20 protein-coding genes and 1 tRNA gene are annotated in these 25,360 nt (G+C 37.7%); 11 read left to right on the forward strand and 10 right to left on the reverse strand.

Features of this window, described 5'->3' with window-relative positions; all coding sequences use genetic code 11:
- Positions 1 to 112: 112 nt before the first annotated feature.
- The 3 genes from ACFIKQ_RS00775 to ACFIKQ_RS00785 are packed head-to-tail and all read right to left on the reverse strand — an operon-like array spanning position 113 to position 3,147.
- The gene (locus tag ACFIKQ_RS00775; RefSeq protein WP_273722417.1) at positions 113 to 577 is read right to left on the reverse strand and encodes an HPr kinase/phosphatase C-terminal domain-containing protein; all 465 of its coding nucleotides are present in this window, start codon (positions 575 to 577) and stop codon (positions 113 to 115) included.
- A gap of 23 nt (positions 578 to 600) precedes the next feature.
- Positions 601 to 2,385 carry a stimulus-sensing domain-containing protein gene (locus ACFIKQ_RS00780; RefSeq protein ID WP_375627983.1) on the reverse strand — a complete coding sequence of 595 codons (1,785 nt, stop codon included), beginning with the start codon at positions 2,383 to 2,385 and terminating at the stop codon, positions 601 to 603.
- Positions 2,386 to 2,424: 39 nt separating this feature from the next.
- Positions 2,425 to 3,147 carry a response regulator transcription factor gene (locus ACFIKQ_RS00785; protein WP_375655592.1) on the reverse strand — a complete coding sequence of 241 codons (723 nt, stop codon included), beginning with the start codon at positions 3,145 to 3,147 and terminating at the stop codon, positions 2,425 to 2,427.
- Positions 3,148 to 3,533: 386 nt separating this feature from the next.
- Between ACFIKQ_RS00785 and lysM the strand changes: the two genes are divergently transcribed.
- Entirely contained in the window at positions 3,534 to 3,989 is a 456-nt protein-coding gene (gene lysM / locus ACFIKQ_RS00790) for a peptidoglycan-binding protein LysM (protein WP_012754487.1), read from the forward strand.
- A 108-nt stretch (positions 3,990 to 4,097) separates the two neighbouring features.
- Here the strand turns inward: lysM and ACFIKQ_RS00795 are convergent, their stop codons facing one another.
- A complete protein-coding gene (locus ACFIKQ_RS00795; RefSeq protein ID WP_375655594.1) occupies positions 4,098 to 4,652 on the reverse strand; it encodes a copper chaperone PCu(A)C in 555 nt (184 codons plus the stop codon).
- A gap of 968 nt (positions 4,653 to 5,620) precedes the next feature.
- On the opposite strand from ACFIKQ_RS00795, the gene dnaK reads away from it, so the two are divergent.
- The 5 genes from dnaK (at position 5,621) to lepA (ending at position 14,776) form a co-directional block, all read left to right on the forward strand.
- Positions 5,621 to 7,513: a molecular chaperone DnaK gene (gene dnaK / locus ACFIKQ_RS00800; protein ID WP_375655596.1), complete on the forward strand. Its 1,893-nt coding sequence runs from the start codon at positions 5,621 to 5,623 to the stop codon at positions 7,511 to 7,513.
- Positions 7,514 to 7,669: 156 nt separating this feature from the next.
- Positions 7,670 to 8,812 (forward strand): molecular chaperone DnaJ, encoded by a 1,143-nt coding sequence (gene dnaJ / locus ACFIKQ_RS00805; RefSeq protein WP_375655598.1) that lies wholly within the window; start codon positions 7,670 to 7,672, stop codon positions 8,810 to 8,812.
- Between the two features lie 857 nt (positions 8,813 to 9,669).
- Positions 9,670 to 10,575 (forward strand): acetylglutamate kinase, encoded by a 906-nt coding sequence (argB, locus tag ACFIKQ_RS00810; RefSeq protein ID WP_012754491.1) that lies wholly within the window; start codon positions 9,670 to 9,672, stop codon positions 10,573 to 10,575.
- 32 nt (positions 10,576 to 10,607) lie between these two features.
- Positions 10,608 to 11,522, forward strand: coding sequence for a DMT family transporter (locus tag ACFIKQ_RS00815; RefSeq protein WP_375655600.1), 915 nt, complete (start codon positions 10,608 to 10,610; stop codon positions 11,520 to 11,522).
- Between the two features lie 1,448 nt (positions 11,523 to 12,970).
- A complete protein-coding gene (gene lepA / locus ACFIKQ_RS00820) occupies positions 12,971 to 14,776 on the forward strand; it encodes a translation elongation factor 4 (RefSeq protein WP_375655655.1) in 1,806 nt (601 codons plus the stop codon).
- Between the two features lie 578 nt (positions 14,777 to 15,354).
- Here the strand turns inward: lepA and dapD are convergent.
- Positions 15,355 to 16,203 (reverse strand): 2,3,4,5-tetrahydropyridine-2,6-dicarboxylate N-succinyltransferase, encoded by an 849-nt coding sequence (dapD, locus tag ACFIKQ_RS00825; protein ID WP_375635404.1) that lies wholly within the window; start codon positions 16,201 to 16,203, stop codon positions 15,355 to 15,357.
- Positions 16,204 to 16,309: 106 nt separating this feature from the next.
- On the opposite strand from dapD, the gene ACFIKQ_RS00830 reads away from it, so the two are divergent.
- Positions 16,310 to 17,173, forward strand: a complete 864-nt coding sequence (locus ACFIKQ_RS00830) for an LOG family protein (RefSeq protein WP_375635405.1) — start codon at positions 16,310 to 16,312, stop codon at positions 17,171 to 17,173.
- A 32-nt stretch (positions 17,174 to 17,205) separates the two neighbouring features.
- Here the strand turns inward: ACFIKQ_RS00830 and truA are convergent, their stop codons facing one another.
- From truA to def, 3 genes are read right to left on the reverse strand one after another with little or no spacing between them, the layout of a single operon-like run.
- Positions 17,206 to 17,949, reverse strand: coding sequence for a tRNA pseudouridine(38-40) synthase TruA (gene truA / locus ACFIKQ_RS00835; protein ID WP_375635406.1), 744 nt, complete (start codon positions 17,947 to 17,949; stop codon positions 17,206 to 17,208).
- A gap of 1 nt (position 17,950) precedes the next feature.
- Positions 17,951 to 18,880: a methionyl-tRNA formyltransferase gene (gene fmt, locus ACFIKQ_RS00840; RefSeq protein ID WP_375635407.1), complete on the reverse strand. Its 930-nt coding sequence runs from the start codon at positions 18,878 to 18,880 to the stop codon at positions 17,951 to 17,953.
- Positions 18,880 to 19,416, reverse strand: a complete 537-nt coding sequence (def, locus tag ACFIKQ_RS00845; RefSeq protein ID WP_375644382.1) for a peptide deformylase — start codon at positions 19,414 to 19,416, stop codon at positions 18,880 to 18,882. The genes fmt and def overlap by 1 nt, the downstream gene beginning before the upstream one ends.
- 90 nt (positions 19,417 to 19,506) lie before the next feature.
- Between def and ACFIKQ_RS00850 the strand changes: the two genes are divergently transcribed.
- Together ACFIKQ_RS00850 and ACFIKQ_RS00855 are read left to right on the forward strand one after the other, a co-directional pair.
- The gene (locus ACFIKQ_RS00850) at positions 19,507 to 20,688 is read left to right on the forward strand and encodes a DNA recombination protein RmuC (RefSeq protein WP_375635409.1); all 1,182 of its coding nucleotides are present in this window, start codon (positions 19,507 to 19,509) and stop codon (positions 20,686 to 20,688) included.
- A 111-nt stretch (positions 20,689 to 20,799) separates the two neighbouring features.
- Positions 20,800 to 21,387: a hypothetical protein gene (locus ACFIKQ_RS00855; RefSeq protein ID WP_375635410.1), complete on the forward strand. Its 588-nt coding sequence runs from the start codon at positions 20,800 to 20,802 to the stop codon at positions 21,385 to 21,387.
- Positions 21,388 to 22,572: 1,185 nt separating this feature from the next.
- Here ACFIKQ_RS00855 and ACFIKQ_RS00860 read toward each other — a convergent pair.
- Both ACFIKQ_RS00860 and ACFIKQ_RS00865 read right to left on the reverse strand, forming a co-directional pair.
- Positions 22,573 to 22,648, reverse strand: a tRNA-Ala gene (locus ACFIKQ_RS00860).
- 117 nt (positions 22,649 to 22,765) lie between these two features.
- Complete coding sequence (locus ACFIKQ_RS00865) at positions 22,766 to 23,146, reverse strand: TIGR02300 family protein (protein WP_375635411.1); 381 nt, start codon at positions 23,144 to 23,146, stop codon at positions 22,766 to 22,768.
- A 187-nt stretch (positions 23,147 to 23,333) separates the two neighbouring features.
- Between ACFIKQ_RS00865 and aroA the strand changes: the two genes are divergently transcribed.
- Positions 23,334 to 24,662 (forward strand): 3-phosphoshikimate 1-carboxyvinyltransferase, encoded by a 1,329-nt coding sequence (gene aroA / locus ACFIKQ_RS00870; RefSeq protein WP_375655601.1) that lies wholly within the window; start codon positions 23,334 to 23,336, stop codon positions 24,660 to 24,662.
- On the forward strand, positions 24,659 to 25,306 hold the full coding sequence (gene cmk, locus ACFIKQ_RS00875; protein WP_375635413.1) for a (d)CMP kinase: 648 nt from the start codon (positions 24,659 to 24,661) through the stop codon (positions 25,304 to 25,306). Before aroA ends, cmk begins: the two co-directional genes overlap by 4 nt.
- The last annotated feature ends 54 nt before the right edge of the window (positions 25,307 to 25,360 follow it).

Genomic DNA, 25,360 nt, shown 5'->3' on the forward strand with positions numbered 1-25,360 from the left:
TAAGATCCGACCATATTGGTGGGAAACACATTTTACAAGGCTTTGTCTTGCTGCCAAGAAAAATTTGCAAAAAAAAGGCAAAAATAGTGATTTTTTTATCTTTAGAAAAAAATTAGACAGATTTTTGCCATATTTTTCTAAACAAAAATGCTTCAATAGCTTGACAAATGGCTGTACAATCGGCTTCACGAAGAGAGGGAAGTTTTAAAAGAGGAATGTGCAAATTTTCAAATTGAAAAGTTTTATTTGTGGAAAAACGTTCATATTCCGGACCGAGAAAAATAACACAATCGATAGTTGTGTGCTTTTCAAATTCTATCATATAAAGACCAACGCCACGAATCTCGATACCGCCCTCTAAATTATCAGGAGTGTATCCGTGAAGCTTTCCATTTTCCGCACGCAACATTGTATAATCATCACTAATAAGCTTCGCTTCACGTTTTGACCACTCAGCACGGTCGAGCAAAGAAAGGGTAAGGGTTGATTTTCCTGATCCCGATGGACCTATAATTAACAGCCCCTTGCCGCCTAATTGAAGGCAATTTGCGTGGAGTATTTCACATTTTGTTTTCATGTCTTTTACTTTGGATAAAAGATTTATTTAGCGAGGGGAAGCATAATAATAAAACGTGCACCAGTTTTACACTTTCCAAGTGTAGGATCAATAATATTTTCGGCTGTAATTGTCCCATTATGAGCCTCGATGATTTGCCGACTAATAGAAAGGCCAAGTCCAGAGTTTTGTCCAAAAGCATCTTCGTTTGGTCGATCTGTATAAAAACGCTCAAAAATGCGTTCAATATTTTCTGAACGAATACCTGGGCCATTATCTTCAATGGTTAAAATAAGGGTTGAAGCATGACTTTTCATAGTAATGCAAATTTTGCCACGATTCCGAGGAATAAAAGAACGTGCATTTTCAAGAAGGTTTGAAATCACTTGCCCTAAACGGAGTTCATGTCCCAATACAAGATAGGCTTTTCCATGAGGACGTGGGACAATATTAAGGCTTATGTCAATGGTTTGCGTATTACGATACACTTCCTGAACAGCATGAACAAGACTTTCCAAAAGCGGTGTCATATCAACAATCTCTGCGGTTTCTCGTGCAAGCTCTGCATCGAGCCGCGATGCATCAGAAATATCTGTAATCAACCGATCAAGACGGCGCACATCATGTTGAATAATTTCAAGCAATTTCTCTTGTGCTTCTTCATTTTTAGCCAAGGGGAGCGTTTCAACAGCACTGCGTAGGGAGGTGAGAGGATTTTTTAATTCGTGGCTTACATCAGCAGCAAAGCGTTCAATGGCTTCAATACGCATATAAAGGGCATTAGTCATATCACGAATAGAGGTTGAAAGGTGACCAATTTCATCTTCACGCATTGAAAAATCAGGAATTTCTACACGCTGATTATTGCCATTACGCACTCGATTAGCCGAGGCAGATAATTTACTTAATGGATGGGCAATCGTATGGGCCAAAAAGAGAGAAAGAACCAAAAGTACGCTGCCTACAACGGCAAAAACTTTAAAGATAACCAGTCTTTCACCTTTTACAATGTTATCAATATCAGAACCAGTGGTTGAAAGAAGAAGAGCTCCAACCACTGCGCGATAGCGTTGCACAGGAACGGCAACAGAAACAATTAATTGACCTTGTCTGTTGCGTCTTTTAGCCGTAGCAAGAGATCCGTTTAATGCGCGGTACACTTCTGGATAAGCAATACCACTGGTTTTTGTTTGTTCTCTGTCAAGAGCAATACCTTTGCCATAAAATGTGCTTGAATACCATGAAGTAAGGCGATCCCACATGCTTTGTTCTGTTTTAAGTGGGGGTAAATCATAACTAAAAACTTCTCCACTAGAATAAAGAACGCGCGAATCAAGAAGGAGAGTAGCATCACGATCATAGATACGTGCTCTTGTCGTTTTAGGTGTGATGAGACGCCGTAAAAGAGGGGCAACTTGCTCAGGGTTAATAGGGAAATCCCAAGAATCGGTTGATTGAGGGGCGGGTGTAACGCTTTCACCAGTCTGTAACTCTAAGAGTTTTTGGGGATCAATGAGGATAGAATTTGTATCTACTGTTGCAGAAGCAGCAATAGCCCCAGCAATAATTTTTCCTTGGGTACATAAACTTTTAATTTTTGCTTCAATTAAACCATCGCGAAATTGGTTAAGGTATAAAATGCCTGTAACTAAAATGGCAAGGGCAGCAATGTTTAATATAACAATGCGACGTGTGAGGCTGGAAAAAAGCAATTGTCTAAAGAGACGTTGTGTTCGGAGATGCAAACGGGCAAACATAAGAAATGGCGTTGAGGATGTACCATTAACGGTTGTTTTTTGTAAAGTTTCCAGTTGAGAATTGTCTGTCATCGATTTGATTGCCGTTCAAATTTTTGCGACAAAGTAGTTTTATACCTCGTGGAAACGATAACCTACACCATAAAGTGTTTCAATCATTGCAAAATCATCATCCACTTGTTTAAACTTTTTACGCAGACGTTTAATGTGACTATCAATGGTGCGATCATCTACGTAGACTTGATCACTATAGGCAGCATCCATTAAAGCATCACGACTTTTTACAACTCCTAGTCTTTGTGCTAAGGTTTGCAGAATCAAAAACTCCGTAACGGTTAAAATAACAGGTTTATCTTTCCATGTACAGGTGTGGCGTTCTTGATCCATCACAAGATCTCCACGTTTGAGAGAAGAGGTGGAAGAAGTTCCTGTAGAAAGTGGTTGGTTACGTGCATTAGAACGGCGCAAAATAGCTTTCACGCGTTCAATGAGAAGACGTTGGGAGAAAGGTTTAGTAATAAAATCATCAGCTCCCATTTTGAGACCAAATAATTCATCAATTTCATCATCTTTAGAGGTAAGAAAAATAACTGGAAGATCAGATTTTTGACGTAAACGACGCAAGAGTTCCATCCCATCCATTCGGGGCATTTTAATATCAAAAATAGCTAAGTGTGGAGGGTGAAGTGTAAGACCCTTGAGTGCGGATGCTCCATCTGTATAGCTTTCAACTCGATAGCCTTCTGTCTCAAGCGCAAAAGATAAAGACGTCAAAATATTGCGATCATCATCAACAAGTACAATCGTTTGTGTGATTGTTGGTGTATCTTTCATGGTTTCTTAGACCTTTCTATTGCTGTGGTAGCAAATTACCCACACTTATTTATATGGGAGTTCATATTTTTTTTGCAAAACAAATATGATACAAATTGTAGCAAAGTAAAAAACCTTTTGTCATTACTGTAAAATCTTGTTTTGCTTTCATAATTTATAATGTTTCTACGTCTATTAAGATCCCTTCGTTTGAGAGAAAATTTTCATAAAGGCTTTTTTTATCAAGGTTTATTACAAAGTTTATTATTGTATTTGTCCCATAATTGAACAGGTATAGTTTTGATTGTTGAAGTTTAGAAAATCTGCCTATGTGTTTTAAGAGCAAAGAAAAGAATGTGGCAATATATGCACAAAAATTTGTTTCTGCTACACGAAAGGAGGTTGTAATGGGATTTTTTAATTTTATTAAAACTGTAGGGGAAAAGTTAGGTATTGGGGACCATGAACCAAAAGAAAAAGATTTTAAGACAGCATTTGATCATTTTCAACTCGGTACAGAAAAAGTAAATATTCAAGTTGAAGACGGTAAAGCTATTTTAAGCGGTGAAGTTCCAGACAGGGAAACACTTGAAAAAGCACTGCTGGTTGTTGGCAATTCACAAGGTATCTCTTCTGTAGATGTTGATCAATTAAAGGTTATAGATACAACGCCCAGAAAACCTTCTCGCTTTTATGAGGTTAAATCTGGTGATAATCTTTGGAAAATTGCTGAAGAGGTTTATGGAAAAGGGCAAGGTAATAAAAACACGTTTATTTTTGAAGCCAATAAGCCAATGCTAAAATCTCCCGATAAAATTTATCCTGGACAAGTTTTACGTATTCCTGAAATTGACCATAGTTAATTCATCAAAGGGGAGAATTTTTTACTGATGGCATTAAACAAAAAATAAAGAAGCGTACAAAAATTTCACGCTTCTTCATTTTAAGAGTGTGTATTATAAAAAAGGAGCTTAGTGGCTAGGAGAGGATTTAGAAGGTGATGGTGCTTTCATAGCGTTTACAGAGAAATCAACATCAATCGTTCCTGCTTTCTCAAATGTCAATTTTGCGCTAATTTTATCACCTAACTTGAATGGTTGTGAAAGCCCCATAAACATAATATGATCACCGCCAGGCTTAAGCGTGATTTCGCCATTTCCCGGAATTTCAATGCCATTGTGCATTTTTTCCATTTTCATAATATCATTAACGACAGCCATAGAGTGTATCTCTGTTTTTTTTACTCCGTTTGTGGAAATAGAAACCAAACGGTCTGGGGTATTGCTGTGATTAATAATGTAGAGATAACCGCTACCAACTCTTATACCTCTAAGTGTTTCGCGTGTCCAAGGATTGAGAATTTCTATGTCGCCAAGTTGATATTGCTGAGCACCTGCAGGCAGGGTTATACCAGCAAAGAGAAGAGCACACACGATATTTATGATAACCTTTTTGTATGGATGTTGTGTATTTATTATATTCTTCAAGATAAGATTTGTTATTTTCTTAATAATAGATGTCATCATTGATTTACCCTCCTTCATAAGATTCACACTTTGAATAACTTTTCATTTTAGCAGAGCTTTTATTTAAAATAAAAGAAAGAAATGCTAAAATGAAATTGATTTGAATATGAGAATAAAAATCATAGAATTCTTTGATTTTAAAGGAAGACAATAAGGTTTACAATGACAACACACCTCTTAACGCTTCCGTGTTCATCTCATAATAGTGTTTGTAAATGGTATAAAATCTATGATGCACTACTATTTTACTTAATAAAGATATAACACAGAGCAATCATCAACTACTTTACCAATTTTTAATATTATGACAGCTCTTGGTATTTTAAAGCATTTATACAGAGGCATTTTTATATATTTTCAAGTTCAAAATTATACAGTTAAGAAAAAACGCTTTAGGTGAGTTTAAAACACATCTTTCAAATAGCAGTAAACAATGAGACCGTTAAAAGGAGAATTTTTGAAAGGAGATCGATAGATAATACCTCTACTGATATGAACATTAGATATGATGACTATTTTAGTCCAAGGAAAATTTATAATATTCGTGATATAAATTATTCGCCTTTTAAAAAGCTTTTACGTGAGCATCATTTTATTAATGATGAGAAGATCAAGAGCGAGAGTGCAATCACTCTTTTGTTTTTTTAATTTTTATAGAAAGATATATTTATTGAGAATTGCAAGAAAAATATATTATGATCTCAAGTTTCTCATAAATATGGTATTTATGGGTCATTAAAGCGCCTATTTTAAAATAAATTTTTTATTTTGGAGATGTTTCTCTCATTATTCTCTTGTAGCAATAAAAGCCTGTTCTTATATACGAGGCAGCAAGGCTTATTGCGACTTGCAATTTTTTATTATTTTATGTTGCTTGAAGCAATGTATGGGCTTTGAGTGTTATGAGGAGCTGTCTTAAAAAGATGCTTTATGAAGGTTGAGGTAGCTTGCTGAATGGAGATTATAATATGGCAAAAGTAATTGGTATTGATTTGGGGACAACGAACTCTTGTGTGGCTGTTATGGATGGCAAAAACGCAAAGGTTATCGAGAACTCAGAAGGAGCACGAACAACACCTTCCGTTGTTGCCTTTACTGATGGGGGAGAGCGGCTTGTTGGACAGCCTGCTAAACGGCAGGCGGTAACAAATCCCGAAGGGACGGTTTTTGCAGTTAAACGTTTGATAGGGCGTCGTTTTGATGATCCTATGGTTGAAAAAGATAAAGCACTTGTGCCTTATAAAATTGTTAAAGGTGACAATGGTGATGCATGGGTTGAAGAAGCGGGTAAGAAATATTCTCCATCGCAAATTTCAGCTATGATTTTGCAAAAGATGAAGGAAACAGCAGAATCTTATCTGGGTGAAAAAGTTGAACAAGCGGTTATTACTGTTCCTGCTTATTTTAATGATGCGCAACGTCAAGCGACTAAAGATGCGGGTAAAATTGCTGGACTTGAAGTTTTACGGATTATTAATGAGCCCACTGCTGCTGCTTTAGCTTATGGTTTGGACAAAAAAGACGGAAAGACAATTGCTGTTTACGACCTTGGTGGTGGTACATTTGATATTTCAGTACTTGAAATTGGAGATGGCGTTTTTGAAGTTAAATCAACCAATGGAGATACGTTTTTAGGGGGTGAAGACTTTGATATGCGCTTGGTCGGTTATTTTGCCGATGAGTTTAAGAAAGAGCAAGGAATTGATCTGAAAAATGATAAATTAGCTTTACAGCGCTTAAAAGAAGCGGCAGAAAAAGCAAAAATTGAGCTTTCTTCGTCACAGCAAACAGAAATCAATTTACCATTTATCACGGCAGATCAATCAGGTCCCAAGCACTTAACAATGAAATTGACTCGGGCAAAATTTGAATCTCTGGTTGACGATTTAGTGCAGCGCACCATCGAGCCTTGTAAAGCTGCGTTAAAAGATGCTGGATTAAAGGCCGGTGAGATTGACGAAGTTGTTTTAGTGGGTGGTATGACACGTATGCCCAAGATTCAGCAAGTCGTGCAAAGCTTCTTTGGTAAGGATCCACACAAAGGCGTTAATCCTGATGAAGTTGTTGCAATGGGTGCTGCCATTCAAGGGGGTGTATTGCAAGGCGATGTCAAAGACGTTTTGCTTCTAGATGTAACACCTTTATCCTTGGGGATCGAAACCTTGGGTGGTGTTTTCACACGTCTCATTGAGCGTAATACCACTATCCCAACAAAAAAATCTCAAGTTTTTTCAACAGCTGATGATAACCAGAGTGCTGTGACCATTCGTGTTTTCCAAGGTGAACGGGAAATGGCGAGCGATAATAAGTTATTGGCTCAATTTGATCTTGTTGGTATTCCTCCAGCACCACGTGGTATACCTCAAATTGAAGTTACTTTTGATATTGATGCGAATGGTATTGTTAATGTTTCGGCCAAAGATAAGGGAACTGGTAAAGAGCATCAAATTCGTATTCAGGCATCAGGTGGTTTAAGTGATGCTGATATTGAAAAAATGGTACAGGATGCGGAAGAGCATGCAGCTGAGGATAAAAAACGCCGTGAAGGTGTTGAAGCTAGAAATCAAGCGGAAGCTCTTATTCATTCAACTGAAAAGTCACTCAGTGAATATGGCGATAAAGTATCAGCTGAAGAAAAAGGACAGATTGAAACAGCAATATCTGATTTGAAATCTGCGCTTGAAGGCAGTGATACTGAAGAAGTAACAACAAAGATGCAAAAATTAGCTGAAGTCAGTATGAAGCTTGGACAGGCTATGTATGAAGCTTCGCAAGCAGCGGGCGCTGACACTGAAACAGAAGCAAAGAATGATGATGTTGTTGATGCTGATTTTGAAGAAGTTAATGATAAGAAGAAATAGTGTCAGCATGTGTGTTGATTAATTTATAAACCCGGCCTTTGAAATATAAGGCTGGGCTTTATTATTTGAGTGAGTTGCAACTTTGTTGCTAAAAATATAAATTAAAAGCAATCTTATCCATAAGATGGATGACAGAGAAATTATCAGGAATACATGATGAAGGTTGACTATTATGAAATTCTTGGCGTGACTCGTGAATGTGATGATAAAAAGTTGAAATCTGCTTTTCGTAAGTTGGCAATGCAATATCATCCTGATCGCAACGCCGGGGATAAAGAGGCAGAGCGAAAATTCAAAGAAATTGGCGAAGCCTACGAAGTCCTCAAAGATCCCCAAAAGCGTGCTGCTTATGATCGATTTGGTCATGCGGCTTTTGAAAATAGCGGTAGTCAAGGAGGAGCAAATCCCTTTGGAGGTTTTGCTGCTGGTGGTGGATTTGCTGATATTTTTGAAGATTTTTTTGGCGAAATTATGGGAGGTGCGCACCGTAAGCGTGGTGATGGTCGCGAACGTGGTGCAGATCTGAGTTATAATATGGAAATAACCTTAGAAGAGGTATTTTCAGGAAAAACTGCAGAAATTACTATTCCCAGTTCCGTTACGTGCGATGTTTGTGAAGGATCAGGAGCGAGAAAGGGTTCTAAGCCGCAAGTTTGTGGAACATGTCATGGATCTGGTCGTGTGCGTGCTGCACAAGGTTTCTTTTCTATTGAGCGAGCATGTCCTTCATGTCATGGACGTGGTGAAACTATTACGGATCCATGCCCAAAATGTCAGGGGACACGACGCATAGAGAAAAAACGTTCATTGAGCGTGAATGTTCCAGCTGGTATTGAAGATGGAACGCGTATTCGCCTTTCTGGTGAGGGTGATGCTGGTATTCGTGGTGGCCCCAATGGTGATCTTTATATTTTCCTTTCCGTTAAACCGCATGAGTTTTTTCAGCGAGAAGGAGCAGATCTTCACTGTCGCGTTCCTATTTCAATGGTAACAGCTGCTTTAGGAGGAGAGTTTGAAGTTTCCGATCTTGATGGTGTTAAAGCACGTGTTAAGATCCCAGAAGGGACACAAAATGGACGTCAATTCCGCCTTAAGGGTAAGGGTATGCCCATGTTGCGTCGGCAGCAAGCAAGGGGTGACCTTTACATCCATATCACGATTGAGACACCACAAAAATTAACGCAAGAACAACGTGAACTATTGCAAAAATTTGAAAAACTTTCAAATCATGAGAATTCACCGCAATCACATGGCTTTTTTTCACGTATGAAGGAATTTTTTGAAAATATTTCTGGTTAAATATGTGAATGTTCTCAGAATAGATTAGAAAAAACTTTTGGAAGGTTATTTTAATTAAGCTTTCTATAGTCTTATTCATCTGTGAAAAGCATTTTTTTCTTGAAAAGAAAAGAGAGAAACGATTAATTTAGGGTAAGTAAGTGCCTGCCGCTGATAGTTTTTTACATTTCACGAGTTTTATGGATAAGTCTTATTTTTGAGTATCTATGATATTTTAAAAAGGGCTTATCCATACAAGAAGAACGCAATTGAGTGACTAATTTCCAGTGTCATGATAACTGCCTTTATGCATTCAGCATTTTTTGTATTTATTGTTTTACTCAAAATGTCTTTTTAAAAGCCCTATACTAAAACTGTCAAATAGGTAGTAGCCTATCAAGAAGTAGCTAAATAAGCTGTTAGACAATCCATCTTTTTCAAATAAAATATCAATTCCTCATAACCAATTTTATTTTTGGCATTTTTGATAGTCTTAAAAATTGCTTGGATAAGGTTACAGAGCTAAGTCAATCTACTTCTTATCTTGGTGATCTGTTAATTTTATTATTATTTTATTATTATAAGAATAATTTTGTTTTTATCTTACAAAATCAATGGTTGTATATATTCTTATTCATTGTTAAGTATCCATAAGCATAAACTAACGAGTCGAATGTACGGCATAGCTTTAAAATTTTTTCAGAACTTTGCTTTTCAATTTTATACATAAAATCATAAAATAATAACGTTTTGTACGCCTGTTTTGTTTAATTTTTCGCTGTCAGTTTTTTGAGGAAGTTGTTTTCTTGTTTCATTTCGTTATTACTTTTCCTAAATTCCACTAAGAGATGGTAAAAAGTGATGAGGAGGCTCTATTAATGGATGATGCTAAAAACGGTGCTGTAGATGTTTTAGAAAAACAAGCAGCATTTCTATCGTCTGCTTTACCATATATGCAAAAATACGAAAATGAAACGGTTGTGGTAAAATATGGCGGTCATGCTATGGGTGATCCTGCCTTGGGGCGAGCATTTGCGCGTGATATTGCTCTATTAAAGCAATCGGGGATTAACCCTGTTGTTGTTCATGGTGGAGGACCTCAAATTGCTGAAATTTTGATGAAAATGGGGATTGAATCACGATTTGAAAACGGTTTACGGGTAACCGACGAGCGGATCGTTGAAGTCGTTGAAATGGTTTTGGCCGGTTCCATAAACAAAGAAATTGTCGCTCTCATCAATGCAGAGGGTGAATGGGCAATAGGATTATGTGGTAAGGACGGCAATATGGTTTTTGCCGAAAAGGCTTATAAAACTGTCATTGATCCTGATTCGAATATTGAACGTGTTTTAGATTTGGGATTTGTTGGTGAGCCTATTGAAGTTGATCGCACATTGCTGGATCTTTTAGCATGTTCTGAAATGATACCAGTTCTTGCTCCTGTGGCTCCAGGACGCGATGGAAAAACCTATAATATTAATGCTGATATTTTTGCTGGGGCTATTGCTGGTGCATTAGAGGCTAAACGCCTTTTATTTCTCACTGATGTTCCTGGTGTTTTGGATAAACAGGGCCAACTTTTAAAAGAATTGACAGTTTCTGAAGCAGAGAAACTTATCAAAAATGGGACAATTTCAGGAGGCATGATTCCAAAAGTAGAGACTTGTATAAAAGCCCTTCAAAATGGTGTGGAAGGTGTTGTCATTTTAAATGGTAAAACTCCTCATTCTGTTTTACTAGAACTGTTTACCGAACAGGGAGTTGGAACGCTTATTGTTTCATAAATTGTGCGGAAAATTGGAGGAGAAAGCCTTTCATGACAAATATAAAACAGCTTAAATATCCTTTATTAAGTAAGCCAGAATTAGCAATATTTGCTGCAACAATATTGTGGGGTATTACATTTTTAGTCATTCATATTGCGGTACGCTATAGTGGTCCCCTGTTTTTTGTTGGATTTCGTTTTATTGTTGCATCTCTTATATGTGGAGCAATTTTTTGGCGCTCTATAAAAGGTATAACGGTTTATGAAGTTTTCGCTGGGATGGCGATTGGTTTAGCCATGTTTTTAGGTTATGCTTTTCAAGCAGCTGGACTTCAAACGATTATTAGTAGTCAGTCGGCTTTTATTACAGCGCTTTATGTACCGATGGTTCCAATCTTGCAATGGATTGTTTTTAAAAAACCTCCCCGTTTTGCTTGTTGGGTTGGTATTGTTTTCGCTTTTATTGGGCTTGTTCTTGTTTCAGGACAAAAGCCGGGGAATTTTGATTTTTCAAAAGGCGAAACTTTGACTTTGTTAGGCGCGTTAGCGATTGCTGGAGAAGTCATACTCATCGGAATTTTTGCCAATAAGGTTGATAGTCGGCGTGTGACCATTATCCAGTTATTTTTTAGTGGTTTTTTTTCATTTTCTTGTATGCCTTTGATGGGTGAAAGCATTCCTGAATTTTCGTGGGTATGGTTTAGTATTGGCATCGGATTGGCATTAATGAGTGCCATCATTCAATTGGCTATGAATTGGGCACAAAAGTCTATTTCCCCTACACGTGCAACACTCATTTACGCAGGTGAACCGGTATGGGCTGGTATTGTTGGGCGTTTGGCTGGAGAGCATTTATCTCCGTTAGCATTATTAGGTGGCTTGCTTATTCTGATTGGGATCATTGTGGCTGAATTACAACCTTCACAATGGCGTAAAAAAAATAAAGCAATTGAAAAAATTGATTAGCTATGCACCTTTTCTATTATGATTTTATTACATGAGATTTTTGCTTGCAAAGTTTTCATTTTTGAGGCTTTTTTAAAATATGAAGATAAGGAGGCTTTATAAGCTATTCCAGCTTTTGTATAGCAAATTGGAGTAATAATATTTATCTGTTTGCTTAACCTCTGAAATGGGAAGTCAACCTTCATTGAGTCAAAGCATGAAATGGTGAAGATAAAAAACAGCTCTCATCTTTACTGTTATTGTTAAATTTAGCTTTACAGTTTTCGAAAACATCCATGGTAATTTTTTTGAATAATAAAAATTACGCACTGTTGCACGTTATTCCTTTTGTTATTTCATGGGATCACGCTTTTCACGTAAAATAGAACGCCTAAAGCAGCCTCCCATAATGTTGTATATTAACGCGTTTTTTAAAAAGACAATTTTCTTAATATACATCATATTCATTGACGGTCCGCGTGAAGTATAGAAAAACCACAGAGCATCATCGTTTTACTTAAATAAAAGGCACTAGCATTTTCTTTGTCAGTTCTCAATATTACGACAGCCTTTGGCATTTGAAAGAGAGAGACATGTTTACTCATTTCTTAAACGTTTTTATCCATATACTAGCCCTGTTTTATAATGGGGAAGCAAAAAATTTGATTGATTCACTATGAAAAGATTTAAAATGAGAAAGGCTCGAGATATTCAGAGTTTTAATTTAAATTGAAAAACAATAAACGATGATTATAAATCAATGCATTATTCAATGAATCGAAGAGGATTGGTGTTTTTTATCTTTAATGGACGGAGGAAGGAGTTGTATAAAAAGTACATAAAAAGATCACTCAATAGAGCATATTTCTAAAATTTTAAAAATTGAGAAGAAACTCCCTCGATATTCATGTTATTTTATATAAGATTGCTAAAAAAGCAGGTTATTGCGTATAAATAAAAAAGCATTTCTTGCGAATTTTATTGCAAGCTTAAGTGATATACACGCCCATAATATAAATATTATAACATATTGATTTATAATTAATATAGAATTATTCACATTGAATTAGAATCCTGAATACCGTAAAACTTTCTCACTTCAAATCGTTTTCATATTAAATCAATCCAAATCTACTTGCTTACACGTTACAAGAAGGTGGTCCATGTGGGTAAAAACTGTACAAGAAAGGCATATCTCTTATAAACTCTTTCAAGTGTAAAGGATTGTTGCAACATTGGAGGTTGGCAAAATGTGTGATGGTGCCGGTTTATCCAGCATATGAGTCATAAAATAAGATGTGAAAATATCATTTTAGTACCGTTGGATTTAATTTAGCAAATAAAAGCCTCATTTTTTAGGTTATGAAAAGTTGTGTTTTGAGAAGCTTTTTAGGTTTATATTCTTTTGATAGAAGCCGGAGCATAATTGGTCTTTGCGTTTTGTATTATTCTTTGCTAAATCGCCTTATATGACAATAGATCGTAATTATATTCGTAATTTTTCCATCGTGGCGCATATTGATCACGGCAAATCCACTTTAGCTGATCGTTTGATTCAAATAACAGGTGGGCTTGATACACGTGAGATGAAAGAACAAGTACTCGATTCCATGGATATTGAGCGTGAACGTGGAATTACTATTAAAGCACAAACGGTACGTTTACACTATAAGGCAAAGAATGGTGAAACCTATATTTTAAATCTTATGGATACACCTGGTCATGTGGATTTTGCTTATGAGGTTTCGCGTTCATTGGCAGCTTGTGAAGGTTCTCTATTGGTGGTGGATGCAAGCCAAGGTGTAGAGGCGCAGACGTTAGCAAATGTGTATCAAGCTATTGATAATTCCCATGAATTGGTTGTTATACTCAATAAAGTTGATCTTCCAGCAGCAGAACCTGAGCGTGTTAAAGAACAAATTGAAGATGTGATAGGCATTGATACATCTCAAGCAGTAGAAATATCAGCAAAAACAGGTTTGGGTGTTCCTGATGTTTTGGAGGCAATTGTTACACAATTACCACCTCCACATACAGGCGATGTTGCAAATCCCTTGAAAGCAATGTTGGTTGATAGCTGGTATGATGCATATCTTGGTGTCATTGTTTTGGTACGAGTGATAGATGGTATTTTAAAAAAAGGCCAAACCATTCGTATGATGGGTACGGGAGCAAAATATCCAGTTGAGCGCGTTGGGGTGTTTACACCTAAAATGGTACAGGTTGATGAGTTAGGACCAGGCGAGATTGGTTTTATCACTGCCTCTATCAAAGAAGTAGCAGATACACGGGTTGGGGATACGATTACTGAAGAGCGCCGTCCTTGTGAAAATGCTTTGCCTGGTTTTAAGCCGGCGCAACCAGTTGTATTTTGTGGTCTTTTTCCAATTGATGCTGCCGATTTTGATGATTTGCGTGCAGCCATGGGCAAATTACGCTTAAATGATGCGAGTTTTTCTTTTGAAATGGAAACATCCGCGGCTTTGGGATTTGGTTTTCGCTGTGGCTTTTTGGGACTTCTTCATCTTGAAATTATTCAAGAGCGATTAGAGCGTGAGTTTAATTTGGATTTAATCGCGACAGCACCTTCGGTTGTTTATCGCATGAATATGAATGATGGTTCTGTTAAAGAGTTGCACAATCCAGCGGATATGCCTGATGTGGTTAAAATTTCTTCAATCGAAGAACCATGGATTCGGGCGACAATCATGACTCCTGATAATTATCTTGGGTCAATTTTAGAGCTATGCCAAGAGCGGCGGGGGATACAAGCTGATTTGTCCTATGTTGGAACCCGTGCTATGGTAACGTACGATTTACCACTGAATGAAGTTGTTTTTGATTTTTATGATCGGCTAAAATCAATCTCAAAGGGTTATGCTTCTTTTGATTATCAGATGGCAGATTATGCAGAAGGGGATTTAGTTAAAATGTCTATTTTGGTAAATGGAGAGTCTATAGATGCATTGTCTATGCTTGTGCACCGCACGATTGCAGAAAAGCGCGGGCGTTCCATGTGTGAAAAGCTGAAAGATCTTATTCCCCAGCATATGTTTCAGATTCCAGTTCAAGCGGCTATTGGTGGTAAAGTTATAGCGCGCGAAACAATTCGTGCTTTGCGTAAAGATGTAACAGCGAAATGTTACGGGGGTGATGTCACGCGTAAGCGCAAACTTTTGGAAAAGCAAAAAGAAGGCAAAAAGCGGATGCGCCAATTTGGAAAAGTAGAAATTCCACAATCGGCATTTATTCAAGCACTCAAAATGAACAAATAATGAAAAAAGGAGTATTTCTCTTATTGATTGCGCTTTTGCTTTTATTGATTGATTCAGGTGCTTAAAGAACACTTTTAAATAGAATTGCGCTGTGCTTCATGTTTTTGTGTATTGCGTAATGATGTCATGCTTCTCACGTAAAACAGAATGCTTTAAACGAAATACATTTATGTTGCATATTGGTGTGCTTGTTTTAGTGAATCATCACTCAATGCATCAAATTCCATTTCACAATGGAGGCTGTGAAAAATATAAAGTAACATACACTGTGAATGATATAAAATCCATTTGGCATCACCGTCTTTACGCGTCATAAAGGTGCAAAGCGCATCTATCATACTCTTTTTTAGCTCAAAATATTATGACAGTCCTTATCATTTGAGAGAATTTTCATTAAAAATATTTTTACTCTTTTCTTAAAGTGTCTCTTGCCCACACACCAACTGCGTTTGTAACACGCAAGGAAATGATAGTGATTAGATTCACTATGAAAGGATTTGAAATGAGAGAATTTTTGTATTCGAGGTTATTATTCAAGTAAAAAAACGATGAAATATTATTGTGAATTAATCTTGTGTCTAAGAACGTAAAAGATCATTAATGGATGTTTTTTCTCGTGTTTTTTGATCAACGCGTTTTACAATAACAGCACAATAAAGGCTTGGTCCTGCTTCACCATTTGGTAAAGGTTTTCCAGGGAAACAACCTGGCACAACCACTGAATAGGCTGGTACTTCACCGATAAAAATTTCACCTGTTGTACGATCAATAATCTTTGTAGATTTTCCAATAAAGACTCCCATTCCCAAAACAGCACCTTCACGGATAATACAGCCTTCAACAATTTCAGAGCGAGCACCGATAAAGCAGTGATCTTCAATGATTGTTGGGTTTGCTTGCAGTGGTTCCAAAACACCTCCAATACCAACACCGCCAGAAAGATGGACATGTTTACCAATTTGTGCACAAGAACCAACCGTGGTCCATGTATCAACCATTGTACCCTCATCGACAAAAGCACCAAGATTAACAAAGGATGGCATCAATATAACGTTGGGTGCAATGTAAGCAGAATGACGTACAATGGCTCCAGGAACGGAACGGAAAGCAGCACTTTTAAAATCGGTCTCTTGCCAACCAGAGAATTTTGAAGGAACTTTATCCCACCAATGTGTTCCATTGATTCCACCAGTAATAATTTGCATAGGATTAAGCCGAAAAGAGAGCAAAACCGCTTTTTTCAACCATTGATGAACATGCCATTGTCCATTTTTTTGTCGTTCTGCAACACGGATTTCACCGTTATCAAGAAGGTTCAATGTATGTTCGACACTCTCACGGATTTCGCCTTTTGTGGTAGTATCGATAGAATCGCGATCGTCAAAAGCTTGTTGAATAATCATTTCAAGTTGTGTGAGATGGGGCATGATGAGAGTTCCGTTAAACAAGTTGAAAGCTTCAAGGTTTATTCTCTATGAACTACGCGAAGAAATGTGTTCAGTCAATAAAACGATGAGGAAGTAGGACAGGTGCATGAAAAAAGGCTGTAAAGAAAAAAGAAAAGGAGAACAAGAAAATTGGACACCACTTCTCCATACGAAGGATGCTCTACAACAAATACATAAAATCTCTAATTCAGCACAAATGCGTTCGTCTACTTATCGTTTAGCCTATATCGATCAAGATTTTATGATGCGTCCAGAGTTGCGCTCACAACGTATTGGTCTTGAATTTTTAAAGCCGGAAATAACCCTTAAAGAATATGATATTCAATCAACAGTTGTTTTGTTTGGTGGTGCGCGTATTCCTGAATCTGGGCAAGCGGCGTGGGCTGCAAAAAATGAAATACAAAAGAAAAATTTGCGTGCTATGTCACATTATTACGATGAAGCGAGAGAATTTGCGCGTTTGTGCTCATTTTATTCTGCTACGACAGAATATCGTGAATTTGTGGTTGTTACGGGGGGCGGACCAGGAATTATGGAGGCGGGAAATCGTGGTGCTTGTGATGTTGGTGCCCCAACGATTGGTTTGAATATTATTTTACCACATGAGCAGGAACCTAATTCGTATGTGTCGCCGCATTTGTGTTTCAATTTTCATTATTTGGGGATGCGCAAAATGCATTTTTTAGTACGAGCGAAAGCATTAGCTATCTTCCCTGGAGGATTTGGGACTCTGGATGAATTGTTTGAGACGTTAACTTTAGTACAGACGGGGCGTATGAAACAGGTACCAATTTTATTGTTTGGCAAAGAATTTTGGAGCAATACTATCAATTTTGAGTATCTGTCTGAACAAGGTACAATTTCTCCTACTGATGTTAATTTTGTGAAATTTGTCAATACAGCAGCAGAAGCTTTTGAAGAAATTCGTTCTTTTTATAAACTGCCTTAATGACTTTTAAGACGTTCACTCTTGAAGGATAATTAATACTCTACTTTGGTTAAATAAAGTCCTGAAGGAGGAGCAACAACACCACAATGTTTACGATCTTTAGCATGAAGAGCTGCTTCGAGATCTTGAGCTGTCCAACGTCCAATACCCACTTCCATGAGGCTTCCTGCGAATGAACGGATTTGATGATGAAGAAAAGAACGGGCTTGCGCATAAAGGAAAATTTCTTCACCTTCTCTTTGAATATCGAGGCGGTCAAGGGTGCGAATAGGGCTTTTTGCTTGGCAATGTGCGGAACGGAAAGTGGTAAAATCATGTTTTCCTACAAGCTTTTGAGCAGCTTCATGCATGGCTTCAGCATTAAGAGGCTTTGGCAACCACCACACGCGTTTGGCATTTAAGGCTGGTGGAGAGCGACGATTAAGAATTTTAAAAAGATAATGGCGTTTTACAGCGGAAAATCGTGCATCAAAGTCATCAGGGACATTTTGTACGTTTAAGATTGAAATCGCTTCTCCCTGTTTACGTAAAAGAGCATTGAGCGCATCACGTACAGTATGGGGATGCCAGTTTTTTATGAAATCAACATGCGCAACTTGTCCCGTAGCGTGTACGCCCGCATCGGTTCTTCCTGCTGTTGTTATGGTCAATTGTTGTCCACTAAAGGAAAAGAGTACCTTTTCAAGAGCTCCTTGTACAGTGTGAAGTTTTACTTGACGCTGCCAACCAGCATAATTTGAACCATCATATTCAAGAGTGAGTTTAAAACGTGGCATCTTAAAAAACAGCAGAAATATAAGCACCTCGTAAAAAGGTTGCGCTATCAAGGACTTTACCACCCGATCTTTGGAGAGAGGTTATTTCTATCCGCCCTTGTCCACAATGGACAATCAAAGAATCTGGTTCGATCCGTCCAATTTCAAGAGAAGGACCTGTTGTTAAGCGACTATCAAGAATTTTTACACGTTCTTCTCGTCCCCCAATATTCATATTGCACCAGCAACCAGGAGAAGGAGAGAGCGCGCGAATATGCCTCTGAATAAATTCTGCAGGTTTTGTCCAATCAATGCGGGTCTCTTCCTTTTTGATTTTGGCAGCATAGGTGATGCCTTCCTCTGATTGTGGGGTTAGTTTAAGTTGGTCTTTTTCAAGAGTTGATAGGGTTTCTATCATAAGTTCTGCGCCAATATGTGAAAGTTTGTTTGAAAGCTCAGCAGTGGTGGTGTTATCAGTAATGGGGATGGAGCGAGAAAGAGCGATAGGTCCCGTATCAAGTCCTTCATCCATTTTCATGATCATGATACCTGTTTCTTTATCGCCAGCCATAATTGCACGCTGAATAGGTGCAGCACCACGCCAGCGTGGTAAGAGTGAAGCGTGGGCATTAAAACAACCAAAACGGGGTGTTTCAAGAATAGCTTTGGGTAAAAGGAGTCCATAGGCAACAACAACAGCAACATCAACAGAAAGTGCTGCAAATTGCTCCTGTTGTTCGATTGTTTTGAGTGTTTGTGGCGTAAAGATGGGAATAGATTTCTCTTTTGCTACATTGTGAACAGGTGAGGGGATTAATTTAAGTCCTCGACGTCCTGCTGGGCGAGGGGGTTGACTATAAACAGCAACAACATCATGACCTGCATCCAATAAAGCACGTAAAATAGGAACAGAAAAATCTGGTGTCCCCATAAAACTTAATCGTAAAGCCATTACAAAACTGCTTCCTGCATGTTTTTTTCTTTTGCGCGTTTTTTAAATTTTCGTATCACCATATCGCGTTTGATCTTTGAAATGTAATCAATAAAAAGGCGCCCATCTAAATGATCAATTTCATGCTGCAAGCAAGTTGCCAAGAGATCGTCTGCTTCAATTTCTGTTTGTTTTCCTTCACGGTTCTGGTAGCGAACACAAAGGCGTTTAGGACGTTCAACCTCTGCAAAATAGTCAGGAATAGAAAGACAACCTTCTTTATAAATATTACGCTCATCTGAAAGCCATAAAATTTCAGGGTTGATAATAACAAATGGTTTTTTCTGCTCATCTTCAGAATTTCCAGAGACATCTATAACCAACATACGTAGCGGTATACCAATTTGAATAGCAGCAAGACCAACGCCCTTAGCACTATACATGGTTTCCAACATATCATCCGCAAGTTTTTGAAGAGCTGAATCGACCTGATCAACGGGCTTGGACACTTCCCGTAAAATCGGATCAGGTAAAGTAACTAAAGATCTCATTGGCATAAGTAGAGATTAATCAATGGTTTGTTATTGGTCAATATTGAATAACGGATTCTTGCGTTTTTTTACAATAAGAGCGTTATATTACAATTTATGTTTGATTCGTTTTTTTCCATACTCGCTGGAGAGTTTTTTTCTAAACTAATGCTTTTGCTTTTATTTATACTTGTTTGTTGGGCATTTTTTATGTTGATACATTCTCATCGAAAAAAAGCATTTTTGGAAAATGAAATTGCTGAACGCGCACGTGAGGCACAAATGCAGATGGCTACCTTGCTGAAAACACAAGCTGAAATGCAAGGGAGAATGCAAACGATGGCGGAAATTTTTGGTCAACGGCAGGCTGAATTGAATAAATCACTCAGTGAGCAACTCAATGGGATGACAACAAGCTTAGGCCAAACACTTCAGGTACAGACCAAATCCACTTATGAAAATTTGAATCGTTTGCAAGAGCGTTTAGCAGTGATTGACGCGGCACAAAATAATATTCAATCGCTTACGGGACAAGTTGTTCAGTTGCAGTCCATTTTAAGCAATAAGCAGACACGTGGTACTTTCGGTCAGGGGCGGATGGAAGCAATTATTGCCGATGCCTTACCAACAAATGCTTATGTTTTTCAGGCTGTTCTTTCCAATGGAAAACGCCCAGATTGTCTCATTCATATGCCCAATAAAGCCCCTTCTCTTGTTGTTGATGCTAAATTCCCTCTGGAGGCTTGGAATGCTATGCGTAAGGCAGAATCAGCGCAAGAGCGTCAAGAGGCAGAACGCCAATTTCGTACCGATATGGAAGTCCATATTCGTGATATTGCACAAAAATATTTGATTCCTGGAGAAACCCATGACACTGCTTTCCTTTTTGTGCCATCTGAATCGATTTTTGCAACAATTTATGAGGACTTTGAGGCATTGGTACAAAAATCCAATAGAGCTCATGTGATTATTGTTTCACCATCTTTGTTGATGCTCTCTGTCCAAGTGGTACAAACCATTATGAAAGATGCACGGATGCGTGAACAAGCGCACTTAATTCAATCAGAAGTAGCAAAATTGATGGAAGATTTTGGACGAATGGATATACGTGTTCGTGCGTTACAGAAGCACTTTCACAAAGCAGGTGAAGATATAGAGGGAATTTTGATATCGTCTTCCAAAATTATGAAACGGGCAAATCGCATTGAAACTGTCGAATTAAAAGAGAATCATTCTGAACCAACAAAAATGACAACATTGGCTCAGTCGCAAACATTGCGTTTTGCTGACGAGGAATAAAGCAAAGCAAGCTTCTTAAATATCACAAGTCAGATCATGTTCTTTATTGATTGGTAATATTTTTTTAGTATCTCTATCTTGTTTTATTTCTTAAACGAGAGGAATAGGAATATGCGACACCTTTTGTTTTTAGGGGCACTGGTGTTTCTGCTAGATGGGTGTGCAACAACCACTCCCATACACACGAACAATGCGTGTGCTATTTTAGCACAAAAAAATGGTTTTTTTGACAATTGGGGTAAGGCTTCTAAACGTGCAGAAATGCGCTATGGGATTCCTATGTCTATTATTCTTGCAACCATTAATATGGAATCGAGTTTTCGTCACAATGCACGTCCTCCACGTAAAAAACTACTTGGTTTTATTCCATGGAAGCGTCAATCGACAGCCTATGGTTATTCTCAAGCGCTTGACAGTACATGGGCAATGTATCTTCGCTCTACGGGCAGATCTTTTGCATGGCGTACGAATTTTGCAGATTCTGCTGATTTTATTGCTTGGTACCATCGCCAAAGTGTTCAACGCAATGGGGTGAGATTTGATGATGCATATAGCCTTTATTTAAATTATCATATGGGACATGGTGCTTATGCGCGTAGTGGCGGGCATGTCTCTGCGGCACTTTCACAGGCAGCACAGCGCATGGCAAGGATATCGAGACTCTATGAACAGCAATTAAAGAGATGTGGATGGCGTTAGGGAAGATTTTTGAAAATCTCAATTAGAGAATTGTTTTGGTAAAATTATTTGAGAGCCAAATTTCTTATGGCGTGATAAGGCTGTATCGTTTTTCTGATTGTTAAATGAAATAAATTGTTATTTTTTAGAATAAACCAAAGAGACAGAAAGCTTTTGCAATGCACAATTTTGAGAGCACTCTCAATATTTTTACCTCTGTTGTTTAAAAAATTTACAATGGAAACTATCTTCTATTTGGTTCTGACATTTCGCACAGGGCTAAGTACCAGAGATTATTGAATAAAAATTTTAAAATTTAATATTATTTTTTATTTTCATTATGCGTATTGCTGACTGATTATTACATGAATATTTTCTTTGTTAGCGTATAAAAGAGCAATCAAAAGAAATGCAATTCGAGCATCATATTAAAGTAAGAATCTCGAATGGCGTAGGGTTTTATCATTTCAGATCTCTTGAGGTTGAATCAATAAAAACCATTGGCTTGCACATAACAAGCGCAATTGGCATGTGGATAAAAACTGTGAAAGAAAAGACTAAAAATGTTTCTTATGAACATTCTCAAATGTAAGAATTATTGGCAACATTGGGAATTAGCACATATAATGATGGCGCACGTTGCTTTCACACCTCAACCTTTTTTGTGACGTGCAAGGAAACAAAATTAATTGATTCAATATGTTATTTGAGCGTTAATACACCTTAGTATTGAGTAGGTAGATGCTACTCAAAGTAGGCAATTTTTTAATTGGCAGGACATTTGATCAAGCTAAAAATACTCGAAAAAAGTTCTGATTCGCAATAATTGAGAAGAATATTTTAATATTTTATTCCCTCATCTTTGTTTAGGTACTTCGTACCTTTTAAAAAGATATCGATAACCAACATATTATGATTTTGTGGAAATATTGTGATAAAGGTAATTCAAATTTTGTCCTTTAAAACAAGGCGTAAGTTAAACAGCTCTTTTTCTGTTTCTGTGCAAAGCATAAAAAATTATCTACTTTCACGGTTACGACAGTAAAATTTTATAATCCAACAAATGATTAAAAACGTGTTATAATATCGCTAAAATGCAAGCAACAGGCGCTATTGGAATGATGATTAAATAGCGCATAAACCTTTTAAATTGATGCACACATTCTCTATTATAATTGATTCCCTTGATAGAATAGCTGGTCCTTTTGGTGGAGCTAAGCGGGATCGAACCGCTGACCTCTTGCATGCCATGCAAGCGCTCTCCCAGCTGAGCTATAGCCCCTATAAAAACAATTTTTCCCAAAAGGAAAGTATACAGTTTCAGCTTTTCTAGAACGATCAAAATTGAAGATCAAGAAGAATTTACATTCAATGGAAAAGATGTCCTCTTTTACTTCTCTTAAGCATCGTCATCATTAGAAACACCGCCTCCGAGAATATCAGTAACGTCATCATCTTCATCGTCATCATCATGAGATAAAAATGTATCATCGTCATCACCAAGATCTACATCACTATCTTCTAAATCAGGAAGATCGTCATCTTTAGAATCCTCATCATCCTCTTCAAGAAGCATAAAAGCAGATTTTTCAAGTGCTGTATCAAGCTCTTCAGTATCAACGTCTTCTTCATTGTTTGCCTCAGCTGCTGCAACTTCAAAGTAAGAACGCGGATAAGAAATTCCTGTATAGGGCGACACAATAGGATCGCGATTTAGATCGTAAAATTTTTTTCCCGTTTCTGGATCAACACGTTTAGTTCCAAGTTCTTTTTTTGCCATAAACCGTGCCTCTTTGATTAACTATTATTCCATTAAAAGATAAATTCTATGGTGCTTAATCGAAAAATAATGCCTTTGTCAAAGATAAATACACCGTTTCACAGTGATTTTTTCATGACGTCTTTTAAAGCATGTGCTAAAGGATGCACAATTTCATAAAAGTTAGATAGAATTAAATAGAATTTCCATGCAAAAAGCAATCCCTATAACCACCTATAAATCGAGTAGTCTCTCTGGAAAAATTAAAATACCAGGAGATAAATCAATCTCTCATCGCTCTCTTATATTGGGAGGATTAGCAAGTGGTGAGACACATATTCATGGATTACTTGAAAGCGCTGATGTACTCAATACAGCTGCTGCTATGCAAGCTATGGGTGCCTGTATTATTAAAAAAGATGGCTTATGGACCATACGAGGAACAGGGAATGGTTGCCTTTTAGCTGCACAAAAACCTTTAGACTTTGGAAACGCTGGAACAGGTGCTCGTTTGGTTATGGGAATGGTTGGTCCATATCATATGAAAACAACCTTTATTGGTGATGCTTCTCTCTCTAAACGTCCAATGGGACGTATCCTTGATCCACTGCGTCTCATGGGGGTTGAAATTGAAGCAACGCACGACGATCACCTTCCTTTAACGCTTTATGGTCCGAAAATGGCTAATCCGATTCGTTACCGTGTTCCAATAGCTTCCTCCCAAATTAAATCAGCAGTCCTGCTTGCTGGACTCAATACCGCCGGCATTATAACTGTTATTGAACCAGTTCTGACACGAGACCATACGGAAAAAATGTTAAAAGCATTCGGTGCACAACTTGAAATAGAAAAAGATAATGAAGGTGCGCGTTTGATTCATCTTAACGGTCAACCCCATCTTACTGGACAAACGATTCATATTCCGGGTGATCCTTCTTCTGCTGCTTTTCTAATTATCGCAGCCCTTCTTGTAGAAGACTCTGATATCACCATTGAAAATGTTTTGATAAATAACTCTCGAATAGGACTTATCGAAACATTGAGGGAAATGGGTGCTCAAATTGAATTTTTGAACCGACGTCAAACAGGTGGAGAGGATGTTGCTGATCTACGGATAAAATCATCGGTTCTTAGAGGTGTTACGGTGCCCAAAGAACGTGCTCCATCAATGATTGATGAATATCCTGCTTTGGCAGTAGCAGCAGCCTTTGCAGAAGGCAAAACAGTGATGTTAGGAATTGAAGAATTGCGTGTAAAAGAATCAGATCGACTGTCTGCTGTTGCTCAAGGACTCGAAATTAATTGCGTAGACTGTGAAGAAGGTCAAGATTTTCTTATTGTTTATGGGAAAGGTTCTGCCAAAGGTTTGGGTGGTGGACATGTCTCCACACATCTTGATCATCGAATTGCTATGTGTTTTCTCATTTTTGGGCTTATATCAGAAAAACCTGTTACCATTGATGATAAACGAATGATCGCTACGAGCTTTCCAGAATTTATTCCTTTTATAAAACAACTTGGGGGGAAAATTGCTTGAAGCCTTTTGTTATTGCCATTGATGGACCTGCAGCCTCAGGCAAAGGAACCTTAGCACGCAAAATTGCTGCACATTATCGTCTTCGCCATCTCGATACGGGTCTTACTTATCGTAGTGTTGCTCATACGCTTTTACAACAAAATTTAGCTCTTAATGATGAAAAAAATGCTATTATTTATGCTAAAGAACTTGATTTTAATACCTTAAATCCTGCCCTTCTTTCTTCTCATGAACTTGGTGAAGCGGCTTCAAAAATAGCGATTAACCCTGCTGTACGCAAAATTCTTGTCGAAAAACAACGCAACTTTGCTAAAGTTTTGCCTGGCTGTGTGCTTGATGGACGTGATATCGGAACTATTGTTTGTCCTGATGCCGATATCAAGTTTTATGTTTTAGCCAATGTTCAGACGCGCGCCAAACGTCGCTACCAGGAGATTTTAAAAAAGGGGGTTCAAGCAAATTATCATGAAATCCTAGCTCAACTTGAACAGCGCGACAGTCGCGATATAACCCGTAAACAAAGTCCACTAAAACCAGCAAAAAACGCCCACTTGCTTGATACATCAGAATTGAGTATAGAAGCAACATTTGAAATTGCATGTAGTTTTATTGATCCAATCATAAAAATGCATATAATTGGATAAATTCGTTAAGGTGACTTCCAGCCTCGCGCTAACTTTTTTTCCTTTATTCAAGGA

Source organism: Bartonella sp. MR63HLJHH (assembly GCF_042194155.1).
Lineage (GTDB): Bacteria > Pseudomonadota > Alphaproteobacteria > Rhizobiales > Rhizobiaceae > Bartonella > Bartonella grahamii.